Here is a 20,250-nt window from a genome sequence, read left to right as displayed (position 1 = left end):
TAATGGTGTGAGAACGATCCTGACTGAACCACCCCGTACCGCGCTCAGCTGGAAACTCTTGCCGGCATTGTTGCTCTCGGCGTCCGGAGTTCTGCTTTTTGGTGTCGGCAATGACCCGGTGGGTTACGGCCTACTCGCCCTGGCCCTGATCACGGCCGCGATCATCGACTCCGCGCTCGCGCGCCACTTGGCGCTCATTGCGGTGGGACTGGTGATCATCAGCTTGGTCCCGTTGAATGCTGATTTGAGCATCCAGCACATGGTCCTCATGGGTGGTGCACTCGGGTTGGCCGTGCTGGTGCCATGGCTGACCTCGCGTTTTGCCTACCGTGAAGAGATCATCAAATTTCCGGTGAACACCGGCCGCAAATGGCCATTGGCGGCCAAGCTGTACCTGATCGGTGTCGTAGCACTTGGCTACCTCATTTTGCCGGTGTACCTGATCAGCACAGGGGTCTACCAAAACTGGCCGGATGCATCGGATCCCATCATCTTTTGGCGGCTCTTCTTGGGCGTGAATGCTGTTGGCATTTGGGATGAGCTGTTCTTTATCTGCACCACCTTCACGCTGCTGCGGCGACACTTTCCGGACTGGCTCGCCAACATCCTGCAGGCGGTGATCTTCTCGTCTTTTCTCTGGGAGATCGGCTACCAGGCCTGGGGTCCGCTGTTGACCTTTCCCTTCGCGCTGTTGCAGGGCTACACCTTCAAGCTGACGAAGTCGCTGACCTACGTCGTCTCAGTGCACCTAATCTTCGACTTCGTTTTGTTCCTCGTATTGGTGCACGCGCACAACCGCGATTGGTTGGCGGTTTTCTTGTACTGAGCCCCGACTGTCCGGTTCGGTGGACGAGTTCCCCCGAGGATGGTCCCGCATCAACACCTGTTCGAAATCGGGACGGTTCGGCAATGATGGCCATGGTCCGGCTACGGGTGCAGCCAGGCAAACGCCAATGGGTTGAACCGTTGCTGAAGCATGCGGTGTCTTGACGATCAGGCGGGCAGACCACATCCGGCTCCAGACCAGACTCCGCCGATCCAGCGCCCACAGGTAGCGTGAGAGGGTGTTGTGGAAAGTAGCGATGGCTGCGAAAATCGCAGTCATGATCGGCACGTCAAACACGGGCGCTCGCCAATTGCCTCGCCAGGTTCCCGACATGGACCATCACGGTGCCGGACTGCTCTTGGGCCGCTGTCTTGATTTGCTGCGATCCAGCCGAGTTGATAACCAGGAACGATGTCAGGCTTTAGTCGACTGCCATCAAGATCACAGAGAAACCGATGGCGCGGGAATGTTTACAGCCCGACACGGCGTGGACATCTTGTCGCGATAGCCCCGGAAGCGTCGCCACACCCAGTGGGCACCCCCCGCTACCGCGAACAGCGCCGCAATTGGAAACAAGCGCGCGGCGCGGTGTTCCCGACCTTGCCCACACCCTCGGAAATACCGGCCGGGCAAACCGCCCGAAAAGCCTTCCACATCCACACCCCGACGCCGCACCACCGGAGCAGCGATCCACCCCCTCTATATTCACCACAGACAGCGAGGACCGGGAAAATGACAAATACGACCCTGGATGGCATCCACCGGCAGGCTTATATCGACGGACAATTCACTGACGCAAGCGATGCCGCCACCTTTGAGACACTCAACCCTGCAACCGGCAAGGCCATCGCCAACATCGCAGCTTGCGGTCCGGCCGACGTGGACCGTGCCGTCGCTTCCGCCCGCACGGCTTTTGAATCAGGTGCCTGGAGCACGGCAGACCCCAACGTCCGGAAGAATACCCTGCTCCGCTTCGCGGATCTGATCGAAAAAAACGTGGCGGAATTGGCGGAATTGGAAACACTGGATGCAGGTAAACCGATCACTGATTGCCGGGACTTCGATCTCCCAGACGTGATCAATACGTTGCGTTGGTACGCGGAAGCCATCGACAAGGTTTTCGGCAAAACCTCACCCACGGGGTCGGGGCACCTCGGAATGATCGTCCGCGAACCAATCGGCGTTGTCGGGGCAGTACTGCCGTGGAATTTTCCGGCCGCCATGCTGATGTGGAAACTGGCGCCGGCGCTGGCGGCTGGCAACTCCGTAGTGGTCAAGCCGCCGGAACTGGCATCGCTCACTACGCTTCGCATCGCTGAGCTTGCCACCCAAGCGGGATTGCCGGACGGCGTCTTCAACGTCATACCGGGACTCGGCCATGTGGCAGGCAAGGCACTGGGCCTCCACCACGACGTCGACATGATCACTTTCACCGGGTCAACGGAAATTGGCCGCGAATTTCTTCGCTACTCCGCCAACAGCAACCTGAAGAACATCGTGCTCGAATGCGGAGGAAAAAACCCGCAAATCATCACCGCCGACAACGGCGACCGCCTCGACCAGATAGCTGCTGACCTGGCCGATTCGGCGTTCTGGAATGCAGGCCAGAACTGTTCAGCGGGGTCACGGATCCTGGTGCACGAATCCCTCAAGGTCCCCTTTGTCGCTGCCCTGGCCCGCGAAGCCTCGGCGCGCAAAGTCGGTGACCCGACGCTGGACGCCACAGTCATCGGGGCGATGATCGAGGAGGACGCCATGGATCGTGTCTTGGGATTTATCGATCAAGCCAAGACCGCCGGCGCCCGAATCGTCACGGGCGGGAAACGCGTCCTTGAAGAAACCGGTGGCTGGTTCATAGGACCCACGGTCTTGGACGACGTCACCGCCGATATGTCCGTCGCCCGCGAGGAGATCTTTGGCCCGGTCGTCGCCGTTCTTGGTTTCACCGATTTGGATGAAGCGCTTCGTCTGGCCAACGACACAGAGTACGGTCTGGCGGCCACGGTCTGGAGCAGAGACATCGACACCGCACTGCGACTGGCGCGAGGAGTGCGGGCCGGAACGGTTGCCGTGAATGGCTACAGCGAGGGTGACATCACGACGCCCTTCGGAGGGTACAAGACCTCTGGTTTCGGTGGGAGAGACAACGGATTGGAAGCGTTCGAACAGTACACACAGATCAAGACCATCTGGATCACCCTGCACTAACGCGGCCAACCAGCGCGCAAGGCCTCCAGCTGATAAGGGCCACGCCACATTGGCAATCCGCGGCTGGCCACGTCCACAGTCACAGCCTGCGTCATCTGTGGCACCGCACGGCATTCTCCCGCCGCTATGCTGGGGTCATGCTTCCCGAGATACCTGATCCCGTAGTAGTCGCGGCGAAAAAGTCGGTCACGCGACTCGTCATGGCGTTCCTGGCCGTGCAGGCCGCCGTAGTCGGCGCCTTGGTCCTCTACGATGCCTTCAAGCACCGGCAAAGGACGAAGCGCCCGAATTTCCCACAGCCCGGGGTATTCGAAGGACGCGTCGCGGATTCGGAGGTGACGATCTACACCTACGGCGAAGACCTCTACGCCGATATGCTGGCCGCCATCCGGGGCGCCAAGACCCGGGTCTTCCTGGAGACGTTCATCTGGAAGTCCGACGACACCGGGAGGCGGTTTAAGGAGGCGCTGGCCGAAGCCGCCGAGCGCGGCGTGGAGGTCTTCGTCGTCTACGACGGATTCGCCAACCTCGTTGTTCCGCAATCTTTCTACCGGTTCCACCCGAAGATCCACGTCTACCGATTCCCGGTCCTGCGCCCGTCCAGGTTGTTCACCCCGCTGCGCAGCACCGGGCTGGACCACCGCAAGCTATTGGTCGTGGACGACGAGACCGGCTTCGTGGGCGGATACAACATCGGGGACCTGTACGCCACCGAATGGCGCGACACCCATGTGCGGATCACTGGTCCCTCCGTGTGGGACCTGCGCCAGGCCTTTGTGGGCGTCTGGAATACCGTGTGCGCAGAGCCGGAGATCCCGCACCACCCCCCGCAGTCGTGGGACCCACATATCCGGACGGTGAACAACATCCCGGCCCACCTGGTGTACCCGATCCGGGGCATCTACTTGGAAGCGATCAACCGCGCGCAGAGCCACGTCTACATCACCACCGCCTACTTCATCCCGGACAAGCAAATCCTGCGCGCCCTGATCGCTGCCAGCAAGAGGGGCGTCGACGTCAGGCTTATCCAGCCGGAAGACTCAAACCACGTCCTTGCGGACTGGCTCTCCCGGGGGTTCTACACATCCTTGCTACGCGAAGGAGTGACCGTCCTGCTCTACCGCAACGCGATGATCCACGCCAAGACCGCCACCATCGACGGCCACTGGTCCACAATCGGCACCGCCAACATCGACCGGCTGAGCCTGACCGGGAACTACGAAACGAACTTGGAGATCCACGACCGGGCATTCGCAGCCGACATGGAAAAGATCTTCGAAATCGACAGCACAAACTGCAGGGAACTGACACTGACTGAGTGGAAGGAACGGAACTTCGCCGCGCCGATCAGCGAAACCATCCTCATCCCGCTGCGCCCGTTCCTCTGATCATCGGCCCAGACCCACGCGAAACTGAAGACGCTGTTCCGCCGAGTCTCCTCGCCGATCTCTGGATACTAGGGGAAAAACGCGGTTGAGTGCCGCTGCCCTGCGGACTTGAGCGGCAGTTGAGCTTCGTTTCCAGGAAGAGACTTCCGAAACCTTGAGTTCGGATACGTTAGCTGATGTTCTGGTGCATAACCGAAATTCCGACAAGAAATCAGGAGATTCGAATGCAGCCTGACCGATTAGATCCGGAAAACTTTTCTACAGCTCACATGCTGGCTGCCCGGTTTGGCAGTCTTATCGGACCATCCAACGAGTTCTATCGTCCAGGCATAATTCGCCAGTTGCTCGATGACCGGGCGGCCCTCGTGCGCAAACCGTCAGGGGATGTTGAAAAGACCGAGCATCCGCGTGCGGCTCTTGAGGCTGTCGCTGCATTTCTGTGGTCCTCTGCCCTGCGCAGCATGGATGCTTCCTCAATAATGGGAATAGTCTGCAATGGGTTTCGAGAGTCAGGGATCGACGCCGTTGAAGTGCTTCCCTATCTAGATGGGTATGTGCGCGTCGTTGATGAGCAAAGCGAACACCAAAGCACGTATGTCCGTGCTGCGGAATTGGCACTGATTGAAGCAGTTCAGATTGCCGCGTTGACCGTTATGGAATATGACGAGGTTTTCCAAGATCGTCTGTCTCCCGGGGATTCTCGCGAAATCTAGAACAGTCGATTCGAGCCATTGGACAGCGACCGAATCCTTCGAGTTCCTTCGCAATGCATGGGATCACCGGAACCAGAAGCTGCATAATTTCGCCTTGGAAACAACCTCTCGAGTTCCCAGTCGCCGGCCTCTACACCTTGTGAACCCTAGATGGACCGGTATCGGTCAATCTCGGGAAACTAGCGCGAACGCCAAGATCGATCGGCCAGCCAGGTATTGCCCGTCCCCGTACGAAAGGAGTTTCCCGTTGGCCTTGGTCAATCTCTCTCAAGCACTGTTTCGGGTCCGGCTGGGAAGTGACGATGGCGGAACATCATGAATCGGGTAGAGCGGATGCCTACCGATCTGTGATCAGGCCTCGATAGGGGCTGTCACCCCGTCGCAACTGCAATCTGTCGTCCGAGCACGGGGATACGCCGTTCGTACGGGTCCGAACCAGCACGCGAAGTCCCTCTCACATGAAATCGATTCCTGCATGCGGGTATGGACTTCGGCTACTCGGACCGGGTGCCAGAGGGAATGTCCCCAACCGAGGTACCGCGCTTAAGGCGAATGGGACCACGAACGTTGTCAGCTTCCACCGGGATACCCTTCTGGGTTGCAACGATCTCGCCGCGGCAAGCCATCTCGGACGCGACACGACGGACCTTGCTCATGTGGTCACGCCAAGCATCCCCCTTACCACTCACGATTCGGGCGACTTCGCTCGGGCAAATCGACGAGTCTATGCGCTTGCGCAGAAGTGCTCGGATGGTCGCAGAAATTCTTTCATTGAAGGCCTGGGGCTCGGGCGCCTCCCACCAAGGTTGGCCGCGCTCACCCAGCGCGATCTTTGCATCATTGACTCGTGCCCGAGCCTCGTTCTCATGGGCCTTGACGGCTCGTCGGGCGGCCATAAGTTCCTCGACGAGTTCCTGGCGAAGTTTCGGAGGGATGGAGGGATCGCTCGCTCTCCACTTTCTCCCATTGATGATGAGGTGGTGTCCGTCCGGGGTGGTGTCCGGTGTTTTGTCGTGTGTCACGATCGGGCTCCCCCTGCTGGCTCATGTGTCTTCGTCTTGGCGTCCTCAACTCATCGAGAGTGTCTCCATGATACTGACGTTGTCCCGGGCCTGGCGCTCAAAAACCAACGAGCCAAAATGGCGCTTTGCGCATTCGTTTGACTCCTTGCTTTCCGAATGCCTAGCCGAAGTACGACCACCGGTCAGGTGTGCCGGGATCCGCGTGCCGGGCCTCAGCCTGTCAGCTGGATGGCCCCGCGATCTTCCGAAGTTCCCGCACGTGTGCGTCGAAGGCGGACCTCCCCGCCCCGGTGAGGGACAACCAAGTGATCTGGCGAGCGTCGCTGCGATCCGAGGATGCTGCTTTGCCAGATGAGACGTAGCCGGCCGTGGCGAGGATCTTCACGTGTTTGGAAAGCGTGGCGTCAGCGACCTCCAGCGCATCTCGCAGCACTGCGAAGTCGAGACGGTCGACCCGACGCAGGAGTCCGCAGATGCGCAACCGCACGGGGGCGTGGATGACGTCATCGAACCTAGCCTCGTTCACGTGCCAACAACTCCACTGCCGACCGATAGGCGACACCGGCCAACCACGTTGTCGTTGCAAACGCGGCCAAGCTAGCCAATGCGACCGGCCACCGCAGACCGAACGAGACGAAGCCGAGTGAGACGCTGAAGAGCGCAAGACAGCTGGCAACGATCCCGCCCAGAGCCCAGCTGGCATGCGCGCCCATAGTGCGAAAGCCAACACCGGTCTCGCGCCTGATTAGGTGTGCCACCACAAGTGCCCCGACGAGAGCCAGCCAGCTGCTGGAGGGCGGGTCATAGTTCTCACCGGGGTTGGTGGTCGCAGCCGTTGAGACCCACCACGCGCCTACGGCTCCGAAAGCGGCCAAGAGTACCCACGGTGTCTGAAGGCTCGCTGCGAGGCGCTTACGGTCGAACGCCAGCGTGTCCAGGGCATTTGCCGCCTCTTCTGGCGACGAACCCCTTAAGTTACTTTCCATAGTGGAAAGAGTAATGGTCACTTGTCACTATGGCAAGTGAATCTGGCGGTGATGGAAAATTTGCGCGCAGTTGCTCCCGTAGGATCAGCCTTCCGTGCAGTCGACTTCGACAATTAGACGGCATGTGCCGTGGAGTCATCGATCCGACCTGCGGTCCGCCGGATTCATTTTCGGCTTTTTCTCGCGAGTTTTGCGATACTGCACTCTGGCAAGCGCAACCCATACGAGCGCCATCACCGTGAAAATGACCCCGGCCCCGAATTCATCAGTGGCAAGCTGCCATACCCCGTACTCCAGAAAATACAGGGCAACGACGAGAGCCCAGAGGTAGCTGTTGGATGCCTTAAGCATGGGTCAATTCTCCACCGGGTACCGCCGAACGAAAATGCTTGAGATCGGAATCCGAGGGCGTGGAGAGGATATCGCCCAAGCGTCTTCACCGAACCCGAGATCTTCTGGCGCAAGAGATCCGCTACGGTAAACCTTCGGTGCGGAAAATCAGGTCCGGGCCTGGATCAGCGAACTCTCAAGCCAGCCGCGCTCCGGCTTGCTCAGCGCTCGCGATGACACCCCGTCCTCGGCTAGTGGAACCATCACCGTGGTCCCGTCAAACACCGGCTGGCCGTCCATATAACCGGAGTGGCGCACAGTGAAAGACTTGGTGCCGATGCGCACCACCCCGACCCGAATGCGGATCTCCGGCCGATAGAGAACCGGGCGGAGGTAGTCCACCTGCAGCGAGGCCACGACCAAACCGAATTCGAACCGCCCGGTGTGCGCATCGGGTCGTGACCAACGCAGCCGTGCCTCTTCCATGAGCGTCACGATTCGCGCGTTGTTAACGTGCCCCAGTGCGTCCATGTCCGACCAGCGCAGCTGCAAGGAGAGTTCGAAGGGCTCACCTGTTCCCTGGCCTGCATTTTCGCGTGAGGTTTCTTCATTCATCCCACCATTGCACCAGAGCCGCGCGGAAAGTCCGCTGTTGTTTACGGCACCTGGCGACCCGGTGTTTCCGGCGCATCGCTAGGATGGGTGGATGCGCCTATGGAGCCTGCACCCCCAATACCTGGACACTAAGGGCCTGCTCGCCTGCTGGCGGGAAACCCTGTTGGCGCAAAAGGTGTTGGACGGAAAGACCACGGGCTACCGGAACCACCCGCAATTACAGCGTTTCCGGGCCACGGAAGATCCACTCGCCGCGGTCGGAAACTACCTCGAGGGCATCGCCCTGGAGGCAGATGCGCGCGGCTATAACTTCAACCGGGCATTGGTTTTGCGCCCGCCTGCCCGCGGCCCGATCCGCCTGCTGACGGTCACCGCCGGTCAGGTCGGCTACGAGCGCGAGCACCTGCTGGGCAAGCTGGCGATGCGCGATCCGGATCGCGAGGCCCTGTTGGCAGCGGATGATCCGCCCCGGCTGCATCCCGCCTTCGGGGCCGTCCCCGGGGACATCGAGTCCTGGGAACGGCCCGAAGCCGGACGCCGGAGCTAGCCGGCCGGGGTGAAGTCCCGGACCCCGATGTAGTCCGGGCGCGGCTGGTCCGCGCCGAACGGTTCGACCAACGTGTTTTTGACGCTGTTGAACACGATGAAGATGTTCGAGCGCGGGTACGGGCTCACGTTGCCGTTCGAGGCGTGCATGCAGTTCGAATCGAACATCACTGCCCCGCCGGCCTTGCCCTCGAGCACGTCAATCCCGTATTCATCGGCGAACCGGGTCAGCGTCTCCTTGTCAGGGGTTCCTGCTCCCTGCATGATGAGGGACTTCTTGTAGTTGTCCTCCGGCGTTTCGCCACCGCAGGAAATGAACTTCTTGTGCGAGCCGGGCATGATCATCAACGGCCCGTTGAACGTGTAGTTGTCGGTCAGCGAGATCGAGATGCTCACCGCCCGCGGGTCCGGCATGCCGTCCTCGGCGTGCCAGGTCTCGAAGTCCGAGTGCCAGGAAAATTCCTTGCCCTCGAAGCCAGGCTTGAAGTTCACCCGGGACTGGTGGATATAGACCTCCGAGCCCAGGATCTGCCGGGCCCGGCCCACAACGCGGGGGTCGTTGGCGATCTTCTTGAAGACCTCGCTGGTCCGATGCACGTCGAAGATCGAGCGCACCTCCTGGGACTTCGCCTCGATGATGGTCCGCTCGTCGGTCCTCACCGACGGGTCTTCCGACATCCGGCGCAGTTCCACCCGGAGAACCTCCAACTCCTCGGGGTCCACCAGCTGGTCGATGGCCAGATAGCCCTTGGACTCGAAACCCTGCAGGGTCTGCGCGTCAATGGGTCCATCGGCGGCGGTTCCCCAGGCCACCGGGCCCGGGCGATCAAGCACCGTGTAATTGCTGCCTGTTCGTGTTGGATACGCATCGTGGTGGCGACGCAATATCTCCGTCATGTCCGTTCCTCCTCGGTTTTTTAACTTGTCTGCGCCGTACCGCGCAGACACGGATGTGCCGGACCCTTCGGGGCCGGCACATCGCACTGCCCTGCCCCGTGGGGCAGGCAAGTCCACGGGGGGCGAATGGCCCCCCGATGCGGGTCAGGAAGCCGAAACCGCCTCTTCGACGATCAGCGGGTAGACGCCGTTCTCGTCGTGGATCTCGCGGCCCGTCACCGGCGGGTTGAACACGCAGGCCATGCGCAGCTCGGTGGTGGCGCGCACGGTGTGCTTCTCATTGCCGTTGAGCAGGTACATGGTGCCGTCGCCCAACTGGTGCACCTCACCGGTCTCCTCGTTGGTCAGCGTCCCCTCGCCCTGCACGCAGTACACGGCCTCGATGTGGTTGGCATAGTGGAACGTCGAGGTGGTCCCGGCGTAGATCACGGTGTCGTGGAAGGAGAAGCCGACGCCCTCCCCCGCAAGCACCATGCGGCGGCTGCGCCAGGTCTCCGACTTGACGTCGCGGTCGGTGTCGTTCAGGTCGTTCAGGTTGGTAACCAGCATGTGTCCTCCAAGGGGATCGATAGTGTACTCGGCGGCCGTTGCCGGCCATGGAAGTCGGGGGGGTGATTAGGCGGAGGCCAGCGCCGGGGTGCCGGCGACGGTGCGCACTGCCGCGGCGAGGATCGCCAGGCCGCGGCCCAGTTCCTCGTCGGTGACGGTCAGCGGCGGCATGAGCTTGACGACCTCGTCATCGGGACCGGAGGTCTCGACCAGCAGTCCGTTCGCAAAGGCCTCGGCGGCGACCTTGGAAGCCGTCTCCAGATCCGGGAAGATGATGCCCACGAGCAGGCCGCGGCCGCGGAGGCCCGCGCCCTCGACGGTGCCAGCGATTTCCTCGAGTCCGCGGTGCAGCGTCTCGATGGTGCCCGCCAGCTGCTGCTGGAACTTGTCGTCGGCCCAGTAGGTGCGCAGCGCGGCGGTGGCGGTGACGAAGGCCGGGTTGTGGCCGCGGAAGGTTCCGTTGTGCTCGCCCGGCTCCCAGACATCCAGTTCCGGACGGAACAGCGTCAACGCCATCGGCAGCCCGTAGCCGGAGATCGACTTGGAGACGCATACGATGTCCGGCTCGATCCCGGCTTCCTCGAAGCTGAAGAAGGTGCCGGTGCGGCCGCATCCGGCCTGGACATCGTCGACGATCAGCAGGATGTCGTGGCGCTTGAGCAGCGCCGCGAGGCTGCGCAGCCATTCGATGCGGGCGGCACGCAGGCCGCCTTCGCCCTGCACGGTTTCGACGATCACGGCGGCCGGCTTGTCCACGCCGGAGCCCGAATCCTCCAGGACCCGCTCGAGCCACATGAAGTCGGCGGTGGTGCCGTCGAAGTAGTCATCGTAGGGGATCTTGGAGCTGTTGGTCAGCGGGATGCCGGCGCCCTTGCGCTTGAGCGAGTTGCCGGTGACCGACAGCGAGCCCAGGGTCATGCCGTGGAACGCGTTGGTGAAGGAGAGGATGTGCTGGCGCCCGGTGACCTTGCGGGCCAGCTTCAGGGCGGCCTCCACCGTGTTGGTGCCGGTCGGGCCCGGGAACATGACCTTGTAGTCAAGGTGGCGCGGCTTGAGGATCAGTTCCTGGAACGTCACAAGGAACTCTCGCTTGGCCGGGGTCATCATGTCCATCGAGTGGACGACCGCGCCGCTGGAAAGGTAGTCCAGCAACGGCTTGGTCAGCGCGGGGTTGTTGTGCCCGTAGTTCAGGGCGCCGGCGCCGGAGAAGAAGTCCAGGTACTCGGTCCCGTCCTCGGAAGTCTGCGTGGCGCCTTTGGCGTGCGTGAACACGACGGGCCAGCTGCGGCAGTAGCTGCGGACTTCGGATTCCAGGGTTTCAAAAATATTGCTCATGGTCTTTCCCTTCAATAGGTATGACAAAGCTGCGGCCGGTCCTCGAAGGAGCTGGCCTCGGTGCGAAGATACTGATGGTGGTGCGGGCAGGTCGGGCCGCCCGCTGGCCGCAATGGATACGGCGTGGTCAGGAAATGGTGCCGCTAGCGGCTTCCGGCGGCAGCCAGTTCAGGCACCGGTGAATTGGTGCCATGCCCCAGCGGGCCGATCCTGTACAGGTACTCGGTGTCGTGGTCGTCCGGGTAGAGCTCGGGGGTAAACAACGCCGTCCGGGTCAGTTCGGCACCGTGCCGTTCGGCGAAACGGGTGAACAGCCGGTTGGAAGGCGCGTTGTCATCGGTGACCGTGGTCTCGAGCAGTTCCGCGCCGCTGCGTGTTGCCAATTCGTCGAGCATGGCCGCAGCCAGGCCGCGCTGCTGGAAGTCGGCACCCACGGCGACCTGCCACACCATGAGTGTTCCCGGGTCCTCGGGGCGCAGGTAGCCGGTGACGAAGCCGGCCGGGGCACCGTCGATTTCGGCGATGAGCGACGTCTCGGCGAAGTCGCGGGCCCAGAGCAGGTACGCGTACGAAGTGTTCACGTCCAGTACTTGGCTGTCGTGGGCCATCTGCCACAGGGCGCGGCCGTCGGATACTGCTGGTTGGCGGAATGTTGCCTCGGACAATGTGTTTTCGAGTTCTTCAACCATCCATTCCAACGTAGCCATATGTCAGCAGAACTCAACCCCGAGTCCGGGGATTTGACAAGAATCGGCCAACGCCGGGGCTGCCGGCCCATTCGGAGGCATCCCATGGGCGACTAAGGAAGCGCGGGGGTCGAGCGGGACCCGAAAAAGGCCCGAAATACCGTTATCATTTTGTTATATTACGAAGGGTCCCACGGCCCCGGGCGCGATCCGGGGGCAGAGTGGTCGACATTGAAGGAGCGGACTGGCATGCGGGAAAGCTGCAACGTCGCCGAATGAATCCGCTCATCGGAGCATCTACCTCTGTTGCGGGCGATCGCCGGAGACCCGAAATCGACGCCACACCGGGTATGACGCCACACCGGGTATGCAGAGACCCGTTCCCCGTGGCCACCGGGATCCAGGGAACCCTGGCCGTCAATCCCGACCCCGCTTTCGCCTGCCAATGGAGTTGGCCAAACCGGGCGCCGCTTACCCCCCTAAGGCTTGCACGTAAACCGCGGCCTAGCTTCCGGGATACGTGCCTGACGGTACGCTGCGGTGCTTTCCTGCGGGTGGGAGCCGCCTTTAGCGTTCAGGAAACTCGATGATCTCGCTGCGGATCAGGAACCTCTTGCCCTCGGGCGCTTCCACGGAGAACCCCGAGCCTCGTCCGGGAACCACATCAATGGTCAGCTTGGTGTGCTTCCAGTACTCGAACTGCTCCCGGCTCATCCAGAAGTCCAGGGAGCCCAACGCACCGTCCTCGCCGTCCGGCAGCGCGAACGTGCCCAGCAGGATGTCCGAATCGCCGGTCTTGAACTCCCCGGCCGGGAAGCACATGGGCGAGGACCCATCGCAGCAGCCGCCGGACTGGTGGAACATCAGCGGCCCGTGCCGGTTCCAGAGCTTGCGCAACAGGTCAGCGGCCTCCTGCCCGAGCGCCACCCGCGAAAATTCCTCGCCGGCAATCGCCGGCGCCGACTCGATGACGTTTTCCATGGTCGTGCTCCCTTGTGCTTGTGGGTGTTTCCAATGGCAGACACCACCGCCCGGCACCGTCTTGGGGGATCGGTGCCGGGCGGGAGGTGTGGAACGGTTCCTGCACTGGCCCTGCCCTGGTTCCACGGGGCAGGGGGCTGGGCGTCCGCTACTTGTTGACGTAGTCGATGACCACGCGGCCATCGATCTTGGCGTGCTTCATTTCGTCGAAGACCGCGTTGACGTCCTCAAGCGGGCGGGTGTGGAAGGTGGGCTTGATCTTGCCGCGGGCGTAGAACTCCAGCGCCTCGTCCATGTCCTGCCGGGTGCCGACGATTGATCCGCGGATGGTCAGGCCCTTGAGGACGATGTCGAAGATCGGTGCCGGGAAGTCCCCCGGCGGCAGGCCATTGAACACGATGGTTCCGCCGCGCCGGGTCATGCCGATGGCTTGGCCGAATGCCGCCGGGTGCACCGCGGTGACGAGCACCCCGTGGGCGCCGCCGGTGGCCGCCTGGATGGCCTCGGCCGGGTCTTGCGCGAACGCGTTGACGGTGACCTCGGCGCCGTGGCTGCGGGCCAGGGCCAGTTTTTCCTCGGCGACGTCTACCGCGGCGACCCGCATGCCCATGGCGACCGCGTACTGCACTGCGATGTGCCCGAGCCCGCCGATGCCGGAGATGACGACCCACTGGCCGGGCTTCACTTCCGTCTGCTTCAGGCCCTTGTAGACGGTCACGCCGGCGCAGAGCACCGGGGCGATCTCGTACGGGTCCGAACCCTCGGGGATGTGTGCGGCGAACTTCGCATCCACCAGCATGTATTCGCCGAAGGAACCGTTGAGAGAGTATCCGCCGTTCTGCTGCGACTCGCAGAGGGTTTCCCAGCCGGTGCCGCAGTACTCGCAGCTGCCGCAGGCGCTGGCGAGCCAGGCGTTGCCGACCAGGTCGCCGACCTTGACCTCGGTGACGCCTTCGCCGATCTTCACGACGTTGCCGACGCCCTCGTGTCCGGGGACCAGCGGGAGGATCGGCTTGATGGGCCAGTCGCCCTCGGCGGCGTGGAGGTCGGTGTGGCAAACGCCGGAGGCGATGACCTTGACCAGCGCCTGGCCAGGGCCTGGCTCGGGGATCTCGGTGGTTCCAACGGTGAGTTCGTCGCCGAAGTTCTCGACTATGGCTGCGCGCATGGTGCTCATCAGTATTTCCTTGTCATTGGTTGATGGCGCGGGGACAGGGGGTTCGTGCACCGGAAGGTGACTGGCCCCTGATCACGCACCACGGAAGCAGGGCGGAAAGCGGGTGGTGCTCACGTGCGGGGGTGGTGCGCATTGGAGGGGTCGGCGGCTTTCCGGCCGCCGACCCCAGGGCGGTTTAGAAGAAACCGAGCTTGTTCTCGGAGTAGGAGACCAGCAGGTTCTTGGTCTGCTGGTAGTGGTCCAGCATCATCTTGTGGTTTTCGCGCCCGATGCCCGAGGACTTGTAGCCGCCGAACGCCGAGTGCGCCGGGTAGGCGTGGTACTGGTTGACCCAGACGCGGCCGGCCTGGATGTCGCGGCCTGCGCGGTATGCGGTGTTGCCGTTGCGGCTCCACACCCCCGAGCCCAGCCCGTAGAGGGTGTCGTTGGCGATCTCGATGGCGTCCTCGTAGCCGGAGAACTTGGCGACCGAGACGACGGGGCCGAAGATCTCTTCCTGGAAGACGCGCATCTTGTTGTGGCCCTCGAAGATGGTCGGCTGCACGTAGTAACCGCCGGCCAGGTCGCCCTCGAGTTCGGCGCGGCCGCCGCCGGTGAGCACCTTGGCGCCCTCGGCCTTGCCGATGTCCAGGTAGGAGAGGATCTTTTCCAGCTGGTCGTTGGAGGCCTGGGCACCCATCATGGTCTCGGTGTCCAGCGGGTTGCCCTGCTTGATGGCCTGCGTGCGCTCCACGACGTCGGCCATGAACGTGTCGTAGATGGATTCCTGGACCAGGGCGCGCGAGGGGGCGGTGCAGACCTCGCCCTGGTTCAGCGCGAACATGGTGAAGCCTTCCTTGGCCTTGTCGTAGAACGCGTCGTCCTTGGCCGCGACGTCCTCGAAGAAGATGTTCGGGGACTTGCCGCCGAGTTCCAGGGTGACGGGGATGAGGTTCTCGGAGGCGTACTGCATGATCAGCCGGCCGGTGGTGGTCTCGCCGGTGAAGGCGATCTTGCGGATGCGTTTGTTGGAGGCCAGCGGCTTGCCGGCCTCGACGCCGAAGCCGTTGACCACGTTCAGCACGCCGGCCGGGAGCAGGTCGCCGATCAGTTCCATGAGCACCAGGATCGAGACCGGGGTCTGCTCGGCGGGCTTGAGCACGATGGCGTTACCCGCCGCCAAGGCCGGGGCCAGCTTCCACACGGCCATGAGGATCGGGAAGTTCCAGGGGATGATCTGCCCGACCACGCCGAGCGGCTCGTGGAAGTGGTAGGCGGTGGTGTGCTCGTCGATCTGCGAGAGGCCGCCCTCCTGGGCGCGGATGGCGCCGGCGAAGTAGCGGAAGTGGTCGACGGCCAGCGGCATGTCGGCGTTGATGGTCTCACGCACCGCCTTGCCGTTGTCCCAGGTCTCGGCGACTGCGAGCATCTCCAGGTTTTCCTCGATGCGGTCCGCGATCTTGTTCAGGATCACGGCGCGTGCCGCCGGACTGGTCTTGCCCCAGGGTCCGGCTGCGGCCTCTGCCGCGTCAAGGGCGGCCTCGATGTCCTCGGCGGTGCCGCGGCCGACCTCGCAGAAGCCCTTGCCGGTGACCGGGGTGATGTTCTCGAAGTACTCGCCCTTGATCGGGGCGACCCACTGGCCCCCGATGTAGTGCTCGTAGCGGGACTTGAACTGGACCAGGGAACCCTCGGTGTTGGGGTTGGCGTAGACCGTCATGACGACTCCTTGCAATCGGTGGTGTGGTGCGACTCTGGACGTGAGCCTACTCACACCAACGTTGCGGCAAGGTTGCATCAGTCCCTTCCACGGCGCCGGGCACCTCCGAACTATCCCCGGCACCCGTCATGTGCCGGCAATCCACGTTGCACCATGACCCGTTTCGCCCGCCGCCACAGTTGCCCGCGTCCACTCTCCCCCACATTTCCCCGTTCCGGCAGCGGCCCGGGTCGTGGGCGGAGCACACTCGAGCGCATGAGGACTTCCGCTGCACCGATCCCCCCGAGGGGGCATGCGCGCACCGACACCGCGATCCGCCACCTCGCCGACGCGGTGGCCCGGTTGCGTGCCGCGCAGCGGGAGCTCGACGGGCTGGAGCCGGACGCGGCATCCGCCGCACTGTTGCTGGGCCTGCTGGAACAGGGGAACCGGGCGATCGCCTACGAGCAGCTGCGCACCGCCTTCCGAGCCGATGCGAACCAGGTGCACCGGCTGGACCCGGACACCGCGGCCGCCATCGACGCGCTGGCCGCCGACCCCGGCGCCTTGGCCGAGGGCACCGCGGAAGTTCCTCCTGAACGGATATGCCCGGGGATGGCACCGCACCGCGACACCGCCTCCTGGTTGCAGGCGCACCTGCACATCTCGGCCACCGAAGCCCGCCGCCGGATCACCGGCGGCCGTTTGCTCGTCGCACCGGCACCCACCCCGCCGGAGTCTCCCGACCATGGCCAGGACCGCCGGTCGCCAGATGAACCCGCAGCACGCGTGTCGGCGCCCCTGTTCCCGCTGCTGGCCGGGGCCGCGGCCGACGGGTCCGCCGACGTGGGCACCCTGGCGCAGCTGGCCGGGCGGCTGGAGTCGATGCAGCCGCGCATCGCCGAACGACCCGACGCGGCGAACCTGAACACCGCCATCGAAGAATCCCTGGTCCACGAGGCCCGCACCCGGGAGCCGAGGCACTCCCACAAGGCTCTCGCCGACTGGGGCACCTATCTGGCGGAGAACGGCGCCCCGATCACCGACGAGGAGATCCTGGCCAAGCGCGGCATGGTTTACCGCGGTTACCGCGACGGCTGCGACGAGTACCTGTTGCGCTGCGACCCCATCGACTCCGAAACGATCCTCGCCTTCGCCGAGGCCTGGACCAACCCGCGCTCCGACAAGCTCCCGCCCGCCTCCGCCTCTACCGGCGGTCTCGCCATCGATCCCGGCACCGGCACCACGGGCGCCAGCGGCCCGGGTCCCGACGCAGCGCAGGTCTCCGACGCCGCCGCTCCGGTCGGCATGCCCGCGCCCGAGTGGGCAGTGGCCCCGGGCACGAGCCCGGACCTGGTCCCGCGAAGCGAATGGGCGTGCGGACCCCCCGCCACCGCCGACGGCACGAATGCTGCGAACCCCACCGCCAAACCCTGGGACACCTCGACGTGGTGGGAGGCCCGCGACCCGCGCACCGCCCCCCAACTGCTGTTGGACGGGGTAATCGCCGCCATCAGCGGCACCCTGAACGGCACCGGCGTCCCCGAATCCGGGGGCCTGCGCGTGAAGGTCGGGGTGCTGATCGATTACCGCGCCCTGCTGGGCCAATGCGAGGACGCCGGGATCACCGACCACGGCCGCCCGATCTCCGCCGCGAGCATCCGCCGCCTCGCCTGCAACGGCGACATCCTCCCCGCGGTGCTCGGCACCGAGGGGGAGATCCTAGATCTGGGACGGGAGGCACGCAGCTTCTCCCCGGCGCAGCGCAAGGCCCTGGCCATCCGCGACCGCGGCTGCGTGGTCCCCGGCTGCCACCGTCCTGCCGCAACCACCGAGGCCCACCATGTGAAGCCCTGGCAGGAGGGCGGGCCCACCAGCGTGGACAATGGATGTCTGACCTGCGCTTTCCATCATCTGCAGGTCCATTCCGGCCTGATCACCCTAAGAATGGTCAACGGGATCCCGTACGTCATTGCCCGGGCCGGGCAGCCCCGCGGAGACCCGGAACGAAACCTGTACTGGCACCCCGAACTGCGCACCGCCGGCTACACCCCGCCGATGTTCACCGACTAAGAACGGGTTTCGAGCCGTTCAAGCGCGGCAACCACCATGGCCCGGCGGGGCGAGCGGGCGGGCAGCACCTGCAACGTGGTTCCGAGGACCTCCTCGTCGTCCTGCACCTCGGGCAGCTCCAGGAAGCGAAGAAGTTGCGCATCGGTGCCATCCTGCAGCATCCCCTGCCGCAGGGCGGCAAAGACCTCGTCTCGGATCACCTCGATGCCCGGGGCCTGCGAGCGCGGGAGGACCGGACCCGCAAAATGGGCCAACGCTGCGTCGAGGTCACCGCCTTCTATGGCTAGCAGCACCTCCCGGGCGTCGCTTTGCGGCATACTCCCGAGCCGATACGGGCGAGAAAGGGGTACCAGCAGTGGATCGAATTCCGCCAAGACCTTGCGCAATCTGACCATTTCCGCCCGGAGCGTTCCCACATCGGCGGCATCGGGATTGAGATGCAACAACTCGACCAATTCCTCGCCGGTTAGCCCGCGGGGATGCCAACTCAGCAACGCGAGCAGTTCCGCGTGCCTGGTACTTAGATCAATGACCTTGTCGCCGCGGTGGAGCTCCGCTCCGGCGCCGGAGGTCAGCCGAAGCATTGACCTCGATACCGGTTCGGATTTCACCCGGGAGGCCGAAGGAACAATAAAGGACCTTTGCGACGGTTCGACTTTTTCCTGGTGCCAGCGCAACTCGGACTCGGCCGCCGCCACCGCCGCTTTCAGGAGTGCCAGTGAATGTGCGGCGACGGCTTCCTCGCCGCCGGTAATGTCCACGACGCCGAGTATTTCCCCGGTGCCTGGCGCATGGATGGGGACAGCTGTGCAGCTCCAGCGTTGGGCAATGGGGTCGAAGTGTTCCGCACCTGAAACCTGCACTCCGCCTCGGGTGGCAAGCGCCGTGCCCGGCGCCGAGGTACCCACTGTGCGTTCGGACCAATCGGCACCGGGCACAAAAGCCATGGATTCGGCGTCCTGCAAGGCCTGGCTGTCTCCTTTGACCCAGAGTAGGCGTCCCGTGGGATCCCCGATGGCCAGGATCAACCCGGTCTCCCGTGCCGGTTCGAGAAGGAGCCGGTCAAAAACCGGAAGAACAAGCCGCAACGGCGAGGTGCTCCGCAATTCGCGCAGGGCATCGTCGCTGAGCACCGTGTGGGCGTTGGATTCGGCCTTGCCCTTGTATTCCAGGGACCGCAGCCATGATTCGCGAACAACGTCGCGCAATTTCCAAGCCACGTGGTCGAGCGCCCCGATTCCCAGCGTCTCGTGGGCCGCCAGCGCACTGCGCTGCAGTGCCGGCGATGCCGGAGAATTGAGACGCATTTTTCACCTTCCGGGGAACAAGGAGCCAAGGCGTGGAGTACCGACTGACACCCAGTGTGATCCCCTTCACCATGCGCTCCCCAGCTTAGGTGAGATTCCTGGTCAGCTGAACCCCAAATGCACCCACGGCGGTCACCACATTCCCCGTGCAAGCGCAGGGATCCCGCAACCCTTGCCCCGACCCCCATGGCCCGAGCATTATGGGTTCGTGACGGTTTCGCACTTCACGCCCATGCACCCCCTTTCCCCCAAGCAAAGGAGCCGGCCCCATGGCCCGCATGATTTTCGTCAATCTTCCCACCAAGGACCTCACTGCCTCGGATGCGTTTTATGCCGGGCTGGGATTTGAAAAGAACACCGACTTTTCCAACGACGTGGCCTCCGCATGGATGATCACCGAGACCATCTGGGTCATGGTGCTCACCGAGGAGTTCTACTCCTCGTTCCTGCGCAACGGAGACAAACCCACCTACGGCGCCGGCCCGCGTGAGGTGCTCAATGCCATCAGCGGGGAAACCCGTGAGGAAGTCGACGAGTACGCACGCCGCGCACTTGAACATGGCGGAACCATCTACCGCGAGGCAGCGGAGGAGTTCCCGGGCATGTACTCGGTGGCCTTCCTGGATCCCGACGGCCACGAGTGGGAAGTGGGCTGGATGGACATGTCATCGGCCCCCGGGTCCTAAGGAACCTGAAAAGAAGAGGCAGTCGTTCCTTGCGCTCCATAGGTCGCAAGGAACGACTGCCTCGTGGTTTCCGGTGCAGGGGCCTCCAGGGTCACCCCGTGCAGGCCTCGTTGGAACAACCTGCATCGCGTGGTGCCCAATGGGCCTCGTTCTCGCCCTTGTCCTCCCACACGATATGGCGATGCTGCCCGCATCGTTCGCAGGAAGGCGCCAAGTAGGTGGCGCGCTCGGCATCCGTGTACAACTT

General features: G+C 63.6%; 19 protein-coding genes. 7 read left to right on the top strand and 12 right to left on the bottom strand.

The window, feature by feature from the left end; genetic code table 11:
* Positions 1–7: 7 nt before the first annotated feature.
* From Q2T94_RS09270 to Q2T94_RS09255, 4 genes are all read left to right on the top strand, one after another.
* A complete protein-coding gene (locus tag Q2T94_RS09270; protein WP_264271312.1) occupies positions 8–826 on the top strand; it encodes a CPBP family intramembrane glutamic endopeptidase in 819 nt (272 codons plus the stop codon).
* A gap of 732 nt (positions 827–1,558) precedes the next feature.
* Positions 1,559–3,034, top strand: coding sequence for an aldehyde dehydrogenase (locus Q2T94_RS09265; protein WP_302263803.1), 1,476 nt, complete (start codon positions 1,559–1,561; stop codon positions 3,032–3,034).
* A gap of 137 nt (positions 3,035–3,171) precedes the next feature.
* Positions 3,172–4,422, top strand: coding sequence for a phospholipase D-like domain-containing protein (locus Q2T94_RS09260; protein WP_302263802.1), 1,251 nt, complete (start codon positions 3,172–3,174; stop codon positions 4,420–4,422).
* A 224-nt stretch (positions 4,423–4,646) separates the two neighbouring features.
* Positions 4,647–5,135, top strand: coding sequence for a hypothetical protein (locus tag Q2T94_RS09255; RefSeq protein ID WP_264271315.1), 489 nt, complete (start codon positions 4,647–4,649; stop codon positions 5,133–5,135).
* A 494-nt stretch (positions 5,136–5,629) separates the two neighbouring features.
* Here the strand turns inward: Q2T94_RS09255 and Q2T94_RS09250 are convergent, their stop codons facing one another.
* The 4 genes from Q2T94_RS09250 to Q2T94_RS09235 form a co-directional block, all read right to left on the bottom strand.
* The gene (locus Q2T94_RS09250) at positions 5,630–6,157 is read right to left on the bottom strand and encodes a DUF3253 domain-containing protein (protein ID WP_264271316.1); all 528 of its coding nucleotides are present in this window, start codon (positions 6,155–6,157) and stop codon (positions 5,630–5,632) included.
* A 220-nt stretch (positions 6,158–6,377) separates the two neighbouring features.
* Positions 6,378–6,683 (bottom strand): transcriptional regulator, encoded by a 306-nt coding sequence (locus Q2T94_RS09245; RefSeq protein WP_264271317.1) that lies wholly within the window; start codon positions 6,681–6,683, stop codon positions 6,378–6,380.
* Positions 6,684–7,278: 595 nt separating this feature from the next.
* Positions 7,279–7,494, bottom strand: a complete 216-nt coding sequence (locus tag Q2T94_RS09240; protein WP_302263800.1) for a hypothetical protein — start codon at positions 7,492–7,494, stop codon at positions 7,279–7,281.
* A gap of 147 nt (positions 7,495–7,641) precedes the next feature.
* Complete coding sequence (locus tag Q2T94_RS09235) at positions 7,642–8,088, bottom strand: acyl-CoA thioesterase (RefSeq protein WP_302263799.1); 447 nt, start codon at positions 8,086–8,088, stop codon at positions 7,642–7,644.
* Positions 8,089–8,179: 91 nt separating this feature from the next.
* On the opposite strand from Q2T94_RS09235, the gene Q2T94_RS09230 reads away from it, so the two are divergent.
* Positions 8,180–8,635 (top strand): pyrimidine dimer DNA glycosylase/endonuclease V, encoded by a 456-nt coding sequence (locus Q2T94_RS09230; RefSeq protein WP_302263798.1) that lies wholly within the window; start codon positions 8,180–8,182, stop codon positions 8,633–8,635.
* On the opposite strand, the gene thpD is transcribed toward Q2T94_RS09230, so the two are convergent.
* From thpD to exaC, 7 genes are all read right to left on the bottom strand, one after another.
* Positions 8,632–9,531, bottom strand: a complete 900-nt coding sequence (gene thpD / locus Q2T94_RS09225; RefSeq protein WP_302263796.1) for an ectoine hydroxylase — start codon at positions 9,529–9,531, stop codon at positions 8,632–8,634. The genes Q2T94_RS09230 and thpD overlap by 4 nt on opposite strands.
* A 144-nt stretch (positions 9,532–9,675) precedes the next feature.
* Entirely contained in the window at positions 9,676–10,080 is a 405-nt protein-coding gene (locus Q2T94_RS09220; RefSeq protein WP_264271322.1) for an ectoine synthase, read from the bottom strand.
* 66 nt (positions 10,081–10,146) lie between these two features.
* Positions 10,147–11,415, bottom strand: coding sequence for a diaminobutyrate--2-oxoglutarate transaminase (gene ectB / locus Q2T94_RS09215; protein ID WP_217387023.1), 1,269 nt, complete (start codon positions 11,413–11,415; stop codon positions 10,147–10,149).
* A 143-nt stretch (positions 11,416–11,558) separates the two neighbouring features.
* Positions 11,559–12,104 (bottom strand): diaminobutyrate acetyltransferase, encoded by a 546-nt coding sequence (gene ectA, locus Q2T94_RS09210; protein WP_254455710.1) that lies wholly within the window; start codon positions 12,102–12,104, stop codon positions 11,559–11,561.
* A 564-nt stretch (positions 12,105–12,668) separates the two neighbouring features.
* Complete coding sequence (locus tag Q2T94_RS09205) at positions 12,669–13,082, bottom strand: DUF779 domain-containing protein (protein WP_217387021.1); 414 nt, start codon at positions 13,080–13,082, stop codon at positions 12,669–12,671.
* Between the two features lie 148 nt (positions 13,083–13,230).
* The gene (adhP, locus tag Q2T94_RS09200) at positions 13,231–14,259 is read right to left on the bottom strand and encodes an alcohol dehydrogenase AdhP (protein ID WP_217387020.1); all 1,029 of its coding nucleotides are present in this window, start codon (positions 14,257–14,259) and stop codon (positions 13,231–13,233) included.
* Between the two features lie 175 nt (positions 14,260–14,434).
* Positions 14,435–15,958, bottom strand: coding sequence for an acetaldehyde dehydrogenase ExaC (gene exaC / locus Q2T94_RS09195; RefSeq protein ID WP_302263786.1), 1,524 nt, complete (start codon positions 15,956–15,958; stop codon positions 14,435–14,437).
* A 255-nt stretch (positions 15,959–16,213) separates the two neighbouring features.
* Between exaC and Q2T94_RS09190 the strand changes: the two genes are divergently transcribed.
* Positions 16,214–18,010, top strand: a complete 1,797-nt coding sequence (locus Q2T94_RS09190) for an HNH endonuclease signature motif containing protein (protein WP_302263784.1) — start codon at positions 16,214–16,216, stop codon at positions 18,008–18,010.
* Here Q2T94_RS09190 and Q2T94_RS09185 read toward each other — a convergent pair.
* On the bottom strand, positions 18,007–19,317 hold the full coding sequence (locus Q2T94_RS09185; RefSeq protein ID WP_302263782.1) for a helix-turn-helix domain-containing protein: 1,311 nt from the start codon (positions 19,315–19,317) through the stop codon (positions 18,007–18,009). The two genes, Q2T94_RS09190 and Q2T94_RS09185, sit on opposite strands and share 4 nt — an antisense overlap.
* 269 nt (positions 19,318–19,586) lie before the next feature.
* On the opposite strand from Q2T94_RS09185, the gene Q2T94_RS09180 reads away from it, so the two are divergent.
* On the top strand, positions 19,587–20,003 hold the full coding sequence (locus Q2T94_RS09180; protein ID WP_302263780.1) for a VOC family protein: 417 nt from the start codon (positions 19,587–19,589) through the stop codon (positions 20,001–20,003).
* The last annotated feature ends 247 nt before the right edge of the window (positions 20,004–20,250 follow it).

It is taken from the genome of Paeniglutamicibacter sulfureus (genome assembly GCF_030512175.1).
GTDB classification, from domain to species: Bacteria; Actinomycetota; Actinomycetes; order Actinomycetales; family Micrococcaceae; genus Paeniglutamicibacter; species Paeniglutamicibacter sulfureus.
This window is presented reverse-complemented; position numbering and strand designations above follow the sequence as displayed.